This is a genomic window from Sporomusa sp., from assembly GCF_057736855.1.
In genome coordinates, this window is sequence record NZ_JBYKYF010000091.1 from 1 (window position 1) to 10246 (window position 10246).

Here is a 10246-nt window from a genome sequence, read left to right on the forward strand (position 1 = left end):
GGCGTTAATATTTTTATCTCGCTTGTTTGCATCGTGATTGCATACAGCTCGCCTTCGACGTCTTTTAGGATGTCGCCAGGCTCGTCTTTCTGCTGAATTCGCTTGAGAGTCTTTTGTGCAAGATCAGCCAGGCGGCGGGCACGATATAGGTCAGCCAGTTTGTTGACGCAGTACTCAAACGTCGCGCTGCTGAAAAACGTGTCCCTCAACATCATCCAACTTACGCCGCGGCCCTTGGCAATATCTTTAATCTCTTCGTAAACCGTTATGGCGTCGACGTGCTTGCCGGCCGAATACATGGCTTGGATATGGTCAAACACTGTGCGATGAAAAGGCTCGGCAAAATATTCTTTTTTGACCAGCGCCATTCCGGAGTCCAGACAGTCGTTGTCGTTCAGCATGGCGGCCAACACCTGGGCTTCAAGCTCTAAATCAACACTCATAACAGCGGCAAATCCTCCCCAATAGCGCGCGGCTTACGCGGTTTGTCTCTGGCTCCATTGCCTTCTCCGCGTTTCAGCATCCCGCGCAGGAATATGAGTGGTTTGTCCGGAATAAAGCCGGCATCTCGTTTGTAAGCCATTTCTTGTATTGCAACTAATACAGTATCGTAGCCATATTCGTTATAAAGGCGGCCAATAAAGGCATAATCGCCTTTTTGATGTTTGTCAGGCGGGACAACTTTTCTGTATTCACTGGTCAGTTCTGCAATCAGCTGCTGGTTTGTTGGCTCGTCGTTGGCTACCCCTGATATGTTTTCACCGCCGCCGGTCGCAGCTTGCTCCTTCCCGTAAGGGAAGGTATATATATTTATATTTTCTTTAATACTTTCTTTAGGAGCGCCTTCCAGCCCAGTATTTTCAAGGCTTGGCGGCACTTCAACCCTTGCACATTTGTGCAAGGGTGGGGTTGCACATTTGTACAACCCTTGTATTGACTTTTTGTGCAACCCTTGCACATTTATACAACCCTTGCACCATTCTGCAACCCTTGTATTAAAGGTATAGACTGGTATTTTCCCCGGTTCGTAGCTTACTCTCTGAACAACATTCCACTCGATAAGTTGCTTAAGTTGCCGTGAAACATAAGCTGGGGAGGTATCGCAAGCCTGGGCAAACTCATTAAGCGTAATAGCATCTTCTTTTTTGCCCCATCCGTATGTGCGGCGGAAGAGGAATAGGCAAATCCCCTTTTGTACACCTGACAGTTTTGCCATTGCGAGTGCCTCGAGAATGAGGTTTGCGATAGGTGTGTAGCCGTCTTTGGTATCAGCCTTCATTGCTTCTATGTCCCCTTTTGGCAATTTAACCACCTCCCCGCCATGCATAAGATGCATATTTTTTGTGTATACTACGTATCAGGGATACTCTTGTCATTTTTGCGAGGTAAAAATGGAGACCGCCCGCCGACTTGAACGGCGGCACTCCGGCGTCTGCCAGCCGGCGTTTTGCCCCGTAAACTAGCGGCCATACCGGCAGCAGGCCGGGGCTACCGGCCCGCCGCCTCGGGATTTTTAGTCCCTGCGACCGCCCCTCCCTCAACGCCCGCTTGCAAGTTATGTGCTTCGGCTCCCTTCCACCACTTCTTTGACCTAGCACAACTGCAAGTCGCCGCCTGCCGCGAACGGGGCAGTAGTGTGTTATGCAGATACTTCTGCTTCTTCTGTCTGTGGTAAAATATCACCAGTTTCAGGGGCTACCGTAACATCTTCAGTAGAAAGATCAATTGTTTCAGCATCGTTTGTTTGACCGTCAGTCTGCTTATAACTGTCTTTCACGTAAGCATCCATCATTTCAACGCTCATAATGCCGTATTTTGAAATCAAAGCCCGAAAACATGTTTTGATGGCCATAGCATCAAAATCAGTTGTCCAGGGACTATAGTTACTGTTGAATGACTTACTAAATCTTTTGGCATGAGTGGTTACTTCTTCGACGGTCATATAAACAGTTTTGCGAAAACCGTTGATGGTTTCCAAGAAGGCAAAGTAGCCGATCTTTTTATCGCTAGTCCGTTTGCTAGGATCAATTTCAATTTCTCCGGTTAACTTGTCATGTTTGACAAGCTCGCCCTCGTACACCACATCGCCGTTGATGTACTTATAGGCGCCTGTCCTTAGAGCCAGCTGGATATATCCCTTGTAGCCGATTTCAAACGTTGGTACTAACTGCCCTTGGTCTTTATATGGCACTATCCAAGCGAACCCGAGTTGTTTGTTGATTGGTAGCTTCAGACTTGCCGCTTTCAGTGCCTCCATCACCACTGCTTTTGGGTCGCAAGCCTGTAGTGTCCGGTCGGTGTTGTATAAGTCAATCAGCGATGCAATGAATGCTCCTGCATTCTCTTTGAGCACGTTTTGGAACTGTTCTTGCACACTCTGGGCGGCGAGAATATTCTTCAGCCGTTCAATCGGCCTTACCGCTGTGTTGCTGCCGTTTGCGGCATTTGCAACGGCTTTTTGGATTTTACCCATAAATTAAACCTCCTTAACCTCGAATACCCTGTAGGTAGTTGCCGGCTTACAGTAAGCCTTGTATAGTTCCGGATGCTCCTTCTGGAATTTTGTACTATCAAAAGAAACCCGGCTCCGGTTCTTCCAGGTAACAATGTACCCATTTGCACGGCCTTCCTCGGCTGTTTCCATGGCTGCCTGAATTTCCTGCTTTAGCTTTGCCTGCTGGGCTTCCAGGTTCTTGATTTGTGCGCTGAGTGCAAGGTATTCAATGAGCTTGTCCTCCATGCCGTAGATGGGCCTGATTTCTCCGGTCCTGGCTTCAGGATACATAGCCTTAATGCATTCACTGGCCGCCTCGCTGCCATCAAAAGCTGGCGGGATATGTTTCAGCACGTGTTCATGCCAAAAATGTTTTTCGGCTTCAATCAGTGCCTGGATTTCATCTTCGTCCCGCTCAATCTCGAACACGTGAAAGTCTTTATTGAGCACCAATACAGCCAGATACCATTTTTTTAGGCCAGTGACAGCCAGATAGTGCATGCACTGGACATAGTAGTTATCCGGATATTCACCTTGCTTAAACTTGCTCTTATTGAGCACACTGGTGGTTTTGCACTCCAGGCCGGCGCTTTCGCCAACAATAAGCCGGTCCACATTGGCAATCATCCATGGGTGTTCAGGATGACAAAGGATGGCATTTTTGCGCCGGACTTTTTTTCCGGTCGCTTCCACGAACCGGGAGGCAACATATTCTTCCAGGTCACGGCCCTGGCGCATCGCTTCGTTATCAGGCTGTTCTTCCTTAAGAAGGCCAAGCTTCTCGGCATATACATCAAATGGTGATACGTATTTATTCAGGCCGAGGATGGCCACAGCATCGCTGCCGCCTATCCCTTGTCGCCGGGCCGCTAGCCAGGCAGCCCGGTCCATGGTCGTTGTCTTTGCTAAAACACATACGGTCATATAAATATCGCCCCCAATGCCTTCGCGAGGCAGTAGGTGTCACAATACAGTTCATCGTCCAACATTACCCCGTTACCCTTATACACCTTAAGTCCGCAGCGGTGACAGTATCCAATGGCTCCAGTAGCCTCATCATGGTCTTTCTCCTGCGGGTCCGGCAGGCCCTGGGCGAAACGGTCGAGCATTCATTACCCCTCCCTAGCGAAATTGATACAGCCGGCGGCGGAGCTTGTCCGCCTTTTTCTCAGCCGCCCGTAAGCTGCGTAAATAATTGCGGGCGGCAAAAATGTCATGCTCAGATTTAAGTAAATCACGATATGGATTTATCCGGTCGTTTAGCCGTCAGTATTCGGCGGCATCTTTGGCCAGCGACCGAACGTCAAGACAATCAAATCTCTTCTTCACGGCAACCGCCCCAGCAATTTGGCCGCCAGCACATGACCTGCGATGTATGTAGTTGTCAACCAAAGAAAAACGACCAAGCTGGAATTTAAAATAAGATTTAGAATTCGCCGGTCGTATTTTATTCTCGCACGCCGCAAGCGGGCGGCTGTTGATCTATACATTGTCTTTCACTCTCCCATATGCTAAAATAATTGATAGGCGTTAGACATTCTTTCAGTTACCAAAGTCAAATTCATAAGGTTTTTTGTTAGGCGCTCACCGTTAGGCGGTGGCGTCTTTTTTTATGCTTGTTATGCTTTGTTCTTTAGCCTTTTTGCGTTCCTCTATCCAGCGAAGGAAGTCCTCTTTTTCTACCCGTTTCGAAAACCCAATGTCAAAATTAGGTATTCCGCCATACTCAGGTTTCAGTTGAAATAATTCGTATACCCGGCGCCGGGAAATTTTTAAGTAGTCAGCGATGTGCTTTGCAGTTAAAATCTCGGGTAAATCAGCCGCTTTGTTCATGCTTTACACCTCTCTATGTTCAGTATTTTGTCTGCAACACGGAGCGCGTCCTCTAACCGGCCAGTAAGGGATAGATACTGCGGAATTGTAAGGTCCTTCAGGTTATGCCGCTCTTTGTAGTTTTCAATCAGTAACCGCAGGTTCGTGCAAAAGGCGGTGTTATAGGCGTTAACGAAGTCGCGCCAGGCGACATTAAACAGTACGCCAGTTTGGTGGGCATATTTCCGGACCATAGCATTTAGGCGCTGTTGAAGATTGCCTTCAATGTTACAAGCGTCCAGATTGTCAATGCGGTGCTTTATCGTAGCGACTTCCTGGCTGATTGCCGCCTGAACCGATGCCATGGCTTGAAGTTTTCGTTCCTGCTCAAGCAGGGCTTGCGTAGCTTGAGCCAGGATTTCAAGCTGGGACATTGGTTTTACGGAGTAATGGCCGGTCTGACGGATGGCGGGCAAAACTTCATGGGTGATCCAGCGCTTGAAGGCTTTGGCTTCCGGTTTATTAGAACGAAGTATAAGACTATATAATCCTGGTTCATTGACAATGTTTACTTCCGGACCACCCTCAGAAATTCTTAGGGTGCTTTTCTCATCTTCTTCAAGCCTGTTCATTGCTTCTGAAGGGTTTGATAAACCAATAACGTCACAGACGTCTTTTGCCACCCACCAGGGTTGTCCATCGATAATAACCACACGAACCGGCCGTTGGTTATATTCAAATATGCGTTGTAGTTCTTTCATGGTCCCCTCCTCGCAGATTACTTTATTTTGGACTAGCGAAGGTTATCCACGGCTCCGGTTTTGAATCGCAAAGTCCATCTGTTTGGCTCTTTCCATCGCCCCATGATAGGTCGAAAAAACTAAGTCATCCCGAATTTTTTAGGATAAATCGAATGCTTTGCGTGTCATAGCGACAAACTTGTTTAGTGTTGCATGGTTGTATGCACACATAACAGCATTCATCACACTGCGGATGCGCAGCGCGGCATTGAGCGCAACTGGGCCCCATCATCGATTTCACCTCCTCCCGCTCCTCCTGGCGTATCTTTTTTATCAGCTCGTCAATACTAGAGTTCATGCTAGTGCCTCCTATGCGGCACCACCTGACGCGGGGTGGTGATTTTTTATCTTCGTGCTTTTTTAGCACATCGTCAGGCAAAAAAATTTTCTCGACTTGACAATCTAATATTTGTGCAATTTTTAATGCTACATCAACGGTTGGCTTTCTAATTCCACGCTCGATGCGATTATAAACAGTTCTGTCAATTCCTGCTTTTGCAGCGAGTTGTCCCTGTGTTAAGCCAGCTTTTTTCCTTGCATTAAACAGTTCTAATCTCATATTTCAACCCCCTCCCGTGCTTTTATAGCACAATTATAACGTGTTTTTTTAGCACAGTCAATAGTTTTGAGATAAATTTTAGCACAAATGTTGTATTTTAGCACAGATTTATATATTATAAACTTAAAAAGGTGGTGTGAAGAATGGGCACACTAGCAACTAGACTAAAAGAAATACGTAATCTTAGAAAACTTACTCAGGAAGAATTAGCTAAATTACTTAATACCAATAGAGGCACGCTTGCTAATTGGGAAAATGACAGAACTGAACCAGATGCAGACACTATAAGAAAAATTGCCGAAACACTTGGCGTCAGCACCGACTACCTGCTGGGCCTCACCGACGACCCGACTGACCCAAACGAGGCGGCAAGGAAAACCATCACAGAAGCACTGGAAGGCGATGATGAACTTCTTGAGTTCTGGAAGGAACTACAGGAACGTGAAGACCTGCAGATTTTCTTCAAACAAGTAAAAAGCCTCTCCCCTCGTACCATCCGTCGCGTAATGAAATACATTAAGATGGTCGAGGACGAAGAGGCTAACGAGGAATAACATAATATGCCTGAAATCGTTGGCTTTATTGATGAAAAAGTAATCACTCGCCTATCTCTGCCCGTTGCCCCAGGGACTCCCATTTTGCTGGGGCAAGCAAATATTGAACATATGAAGTCTAGTCATCCGGAAGACTTCGAGAAATATTTCGAATATATTCGGCTCATTCTTGCTGACCCTGATTTCGTAATTCCTCATCCTAAAGAGCCGTCTTTGCAATATATAAAAATACTAGACAATCATGTACTAGTTGCCGTTAAACTTTCAACAACAGGCCAGTACTGGGTCCGCACAATGTTCACTATGTCTAGCGAAAAAATTAAACGATACACTGGCAAATACTCTATGAAATAACGAAAGGCCACAGCCTAAGCTGTGACCTCTCCTCGAAAGAACCTTAGGCAGGTGACAATCTGCATCTCCAACCGTTCATCGCTGAACGTAGCGACGGCTGCCTGTTCCGTCCTCAGAAGGTTCTTTCGTGTACAGTATATGTTTTTCTGTAGATAATTATAACATGTCGTTATTTCAAGTGCAATATATCTTAACCTTTTCGCCAGGTGATACCATGAGTCTAACCAGAATTAAAAAGATGTTATGTTCCGACGAAATTGCATTTCATAAAGTTCCCATCGGCGGCGACCTGCCGGGATTTGTCTATTCATCACGCAAAGGCAAGTTCCATATTTTTATTGACGATACACTGTCGCCCGAAGCCGAAACTGACGTTATCCTCCACGAATGCGGACACATTATAATGCATGCTGAGTCAGCCACCTACACCATAGGTCTGGACGGCCGCAATCACGACCGGGAGAAAGAAGCAGAGCAATTTGTCAGGGAATGTAAGGCAGAATATTTAATACGTTCTTGCAATGCAGAAGAAATTAAAGGTGGTGAGACGGGAAATTAGGCTAGCCGATTTTAAAATAACGGCGGCATATGCCGCAAAATAGAAGGTTAAGTTAAGCTATTCAGTTATAAAGGAGTGAAAAAAATGAGCAAAGGTTCTTTTGAGTTTAGAGGTACAGGTTTAGGATATGCGTGGTTACTTATATGGACTACGTTTTTAACTGTAATAACATTTGGAATATTCTTCCCTTGGGCATATTCAGCACAACAGCGCTGGATTGCTGCCAATACCTATATAAACGGTAAACAGCTTACGTTTAATGGTACTGGCTCAGGATTTCTTGGTCAATGGATTTTAATAATCCTTTTAACATTTGTTACTCTTGGTCTTTACACTCCCTGGGCATATTGTAGGCTAAAACGATGGGAAACAGAAAATACCAGCTTTTTGAACAGTGACAATACTTATCATATTGATACTAACCATAAAGAATTAGTTATTAAATCTTAGTGCCCCATTGGGGCTTCCTTTTTTCCTTTATTTGCCGAACATATATTCCATAAAAGGAGTGCATATTATATGGCTTACTTTCACAAGCGCGGCAATACCTGGTCATTTACCATCGATCTTGGGCGCTACCCCAATGGCAAGCGCCACCAGAAGAAAGTCGGTGGCTTCAAAACAAAGAAAGAAGCCCAATTGGCTGCCGCCGAAATGGAACAAGAGTTAGCCATTGGGATCTATATCGAAGAAAAGGATACTACCTTTAAGCAATTCGTTAATGAGTGGTTGGATCTTTATAGCGACAATGTCAAAGAAAGTACGGTCCGAGTTAGAAAACACGAGAGTAATTGCCTGATCAGGCATTTGGGCGAAAACACCAAAATAAAAGACATTACTCCAAGAATGTACCAGAAGGCTTTAAGCGATCTAAAGAAAGAGGGCTATGCCGAAAACACTTTGGCCGGGATACATGGCACCGGAAAAATGATCTTTAAAAAAGCAGTGGAACTGCAGGTGATCAAAACAGATCCAACCCAATACGCCCGTATCCCCCGAGTTAAGAAAACAATTGAGGAACTGGAACAGGAACAAGAAATACCTAAGTACCTCGAAAAAGAAGAACTTGCCCTTTTCTTGAAAACAGCCCGGGAGAAAGGCCTGGAGGGTGACTACGCAATTTTTTTGACGCTTGCCTATACTGGCATGCGTGTCGGCGAATTGTGCGCCCTGAAGTGGTCTGATATTGATTTTGACGCCCACACGATAAGCATTACCAAGACATACTATAATCCGAAAAATATTATCACTGAATATAAGCTGCAAACCCCAAAAACAAAGACGTCAAAGAGAGTCATTGAAGTAGACCAGACAGTTATTCGTGAACTTGAGAAGCATCGGGCCTATCAAAATAAAGTAAAAATGCGCCATCGTGATACGTGGCATGATAAGAATTTTGTCTTTACAAAAACAGACAGTAATTACGGTTATCCTCACTACATCAAGTTTATCGAAAACCGAATGACCAGGTTGTTAAAACTGGCTGGACTCAATAGCGAACTTACTCCGCACTCTTTACGACATACTCACACCTCCCTGCTGGCCGAAGCCGGCGTCGGTCTGGAAGAAATAATGGAACGCCTAGGCCATTCTGACGACGAAACTACCAGGAAGGTTTACCTTCATGTCACTAAAGCAAAAAAGAAAGAGGCTTCTCAAAAGTTCAGCGAACTAATGAGAAACCTCTAAAAAATCTTTCGCATGTGACCAAAATGTGACCAAAGCAATATTGGCAATATAAAAGAGCCCAGATTTACTGGGCTCTCAGGCTATTTTTACATCATGCCGCCCATGCCACCCATTCCGCCCATGCCGCCCATCGCAGCATTAGCTTCCTTCTCAGGCTTATCGGCAACAAGGGTTTCCGTAGTAAGAACCATGGACGCAATGCTAGCAGCGTTTTGCAGAGCCGAACGAGTAACTTTAGCCGGGTCAACAATACCAGCCGCAATCATGTCAACATATTCTTCGGTCAGAGCGTTGAAGCCAACACCCTTAGGTGCTTTCTTAACATTGGCAACAACAACTGAGCCTTCGAGACCAGCATTGTTAGCAATTTGACGTACAGGCTCTTCAATAGCCCGTTTTACAATTTCTACGCCGGTCTTTTCGTCACCAGTAAGTTGAAGCTTGTCAAGGCTGGACTGAATAGCGATTAAGGTAGTACCGCCACCTGCAACAATACCTTCTTCAACAGCAGCACGAGTTGCGTTCAGGGCGTCTTCAATGCGCAATTTCTTCTCTTTGAGTTCAACTTCAGTAGCAGCACCAACTTGGATAACAGCTACGCCGCCAGCCAGTTTGGCCAAACGCTCCTGGAGTTTTTCTTTATCAAATTCGGAAGTGGTTTCTTCAATTTGAGCGCGAATTTGATTAATACGTTTTTGGATGTCTTCAGCTTTACCGCTGCCATCAACAATCGTAGTTTCTTCTTTGGATACACGAACCTGACGGGCACGACCAAGGTCTTCCATGGTGACGCTGTCAAGTTTACGGCCAAGTTCTTCGGTAATAACATTACCACCGGTAACAATAGCAATGTCTTCCAACATAGCCTTTCTGCGATCACCAAAGCCAGGAGCTTTAACAGCTACAGCACGGAAGGTACCACGGAGTTTGTTAACAACCAAGGTAGCCAGTGCTTCGCCTTCTACATCTTCAGCAATGATTAAGAGTTCTTTACCTTGCTGAACTACTTTTTCTAGTACAGGCAGCAAATCAGCAATAGCACCGATCTTACGGTCTGTAATTAAGATATATGGATCGTTAAGAACGGCTTCCATTTTATCCGGATCAGTGATCATGTACGGAGAAATGTAACCGCGATCAAATTGCATACCTTCTACTACATCAAGGTCAGTACCCATGGTTTTGGACTCTTCAACGGTAATTACACCGTCTTTACCGACTTTTTCCATGGCTTCCGCAATCAGAGCACCGATCTCTTCGTCACCAGCCGAGATGGATGCAACTTGGGCGATAGCATCTTTGGTTTCGATTTTCTTGGCGCAATTTTTGATTTCGCCAACAAGTACATCTACCGCTTTTTGAATACCCTTCTTCAGGATCATCGGGTTAGCACCGGCAGCTACGTTCTTTAATCCTTCACGGATA

15 protein-coding genes are annotated in these 10246 nt (G+C 45.5%); 5 read left to right on the top strand and 10 right to left on the bottom strand.

Annotation, left to right across the window (positions count from 1 at the left end):
* The 9 genes from AC29Z1_RS07890 to AC29Z1_RS07930 form a co-directional block, all read right to left on the bottom strand.
* The coding region (locus tag AC29Z1_RS07890; RefSeq protein WP_488270913.1) for a DnaB-like helicase N-terminal domain-containing protein at nucleotides 1-443 on the bottom strand (443 nt) is incomplete at its 3' end.
* Nucleotides 440-1303, bottom strand: coding sequence for a replication protein (locus AC29Z1_RS07895; RefSeq protein ID WP_488270914.1), 864 nt, complete (start codon nucleotides 1301-1303; stop codon nucleotides 440-442). The genes AC29Z1_RS07895 and AC29Z1_RS07890, both read right to left, overlap by 4 nt.
* A 336-nt stretch (nucleotides 1304-1639) precedes the next feature.
* Nucleotides 1640-2473, bottom strand: a complete 834-nt coding sequence (locus AC29Z1_RS07900) for a recombinase RecT (protein ID WP_488270915.1) — start codon at nucleotides 2471-2473, stop codon at nucleotides 1640-1642.
* A gap of 3 nt (nucleotides 2474-2476) precedes the next feature.
* Nucleotides 2477-3418 (bottom strand): YqaJ viral recombinase family nuclease, encoded by a 942-nt coding sequence (locus AC29Z1_RS07905; protein ID WP_488270916.1) that lies wholly within the window; start codon nucleotides 3416-3418, stop codon nucleotides 2477-2479.
* Nucleotides 3415-3603: a hypothetical protein gene (locus tag AC29Z1_RS07910; RefSeq protein WP_488270917.1), complete on the bottom strand. Its 189-nt coding sequence runs from the start codon at nucleotides 3601-3603 to the stop codon at nucleotides 3415-3417. The genes AC29Z1_RS07905 and AC29Z1_RS07910 overlap by 4 nt, the downstream gene beginning before the upstream one ends.
* Before the next feature lie 216 nt (nucleotides 3604-3819).
* Nucleotides 3820-3984, bottom strand: a complete 165-nt coding sequence (locus AC29Z1_RS07915) for a hypothetical protein (protein WP_488270918.1) — start codon at nucleotides 3982-3984, stop codon at nucleotides 3820-3822.
* 100 nt (nucleotides 3985-4084) lie between these two features.
* The gene (locus AC29Z1_RS07920) at nucleotides 4085-4327 is read right to left on the bottom strand and encodes a helix-turn-helix domain-containing protein (RefSeq protein WP_488270919.1); all 243 of its coding nucleotides are present in this window, start codon (nucleotides 4325-4327) and stop codon (nucleotides 4085-4087) included.
* Entirely contained in the window at nucleotides 4324-5067 is a 744-nt protein-coding gene (locus AC29Z1_RS07925; protein ID WP_488270920.1) for a BRO-N domain-containing protein, read from the bottom strand. Before AC29Z1_RS07925 ends, AC29Z1_RS07920 begins: the two co-directional genes overlap by 4 nt.
* 124 nt (nucleotides 5068-5191) lie before the next feature.
* On the bottom strand, nucleotides 5192-5665 hold the full coding sequence (locus AC29Z1_RS07930) for a helix-turn-helix transcriptional regulator (RefSeq protein ID WP_488270921.1): 474 nt from the start codon (nucleotides 5663-5665) through the stop codon (nucleotides 5192-5194).
* Nucleotides 5666-5808: 143 nt separating this feature from the next.
* On the opposite strand from AC29Z1_RS07930, the gene AC29Z1_RS07935 reads away from it, so the two are divergent.
* The 5 genes from AC29Z1_RS07935 (at nucleotide 5809) to AC29Z1_RS07955 (ending at nucleotide 8821) form a co-directional block, all read left to right on the top strand.
* Nucleotides 5809-6219 carry a helix-turn-helix domain-containing protein gene (locus AC29Z1_RS07935; protein WP_488270922.1) on the top strand — a complete coding sequence of 137 codons (411 nt, stop codon included), beginning with the start codon at nucleotides 5809-5811 and terminating at the stop codon, nucleotides 6217-6219.
* Nucleotides 6220-6225: 6 nt separating this feature from the next.
* Nucleotides 6226-6573: a PBECR3 domain-containing polyvalent protein gene (locus AC29Z1_RS07940; RefSeq protein ID WP_488270923.1), complete on the top strand. Its 348-nt coding sequence runs from the start codon at nucleotides 6226-6228 to the stop codon at nucleotides 6571-6573.
* A gap of 238 nt (nucleotides 6574-6811) precedes the next feature.
* Nucleotides 6812-7132 (top strand): ImmA/IrrE family metallo-endopeptidase, encoded by a 321-nt coding sequence (locus tag AC29Z1_RS07945; protein ID WP_488270924.1) that lies wholly within the window; start codon nucleotides 6812-6814, stop codon nucleotides 7130-7132.
* Nucleotides 7133-7216: 84 nt separating this feature from the next.
* Nucleotides 7217-7582 carry a DUF898 family protein gene (locus AC29Z1_RS07950; RefSeq protein ID WP_488270925.1) on the top strand — a complete coding sequence of 122 codons (366 nt, stop codon included), beginning with the start codon at nucleotides 7217-7219 and terminating at the stop codon, nucleotides 7580-7582.
* 69 nt (nucleotides 7583-7651) lie between these two features.
* Nucleotides 7652-8821: a site-specific integrase gene (locus AC29Z1_RS07955; protein ID WP_488270926.1), complete on the top strand. Its 1170-nt coding sequence runs from the start codon at nucleotides 7652-7654 to the stop codon at nucleotides 8819-8821.
* A gap of 86 nt (nucleotides 8822-8907) precedes the next feature.
* Here AC29Z1_RS07955 and groL read toward each other — a convergent pair.
* The coding region (gene groL, locus AC29Z1_RS07960) for a chaperonin GroEL (RefSeq protein ID WP_488270927.1) at nucleotides 8908-10246 on the bottom strand (1339 nt) is incomplete at its 5' end.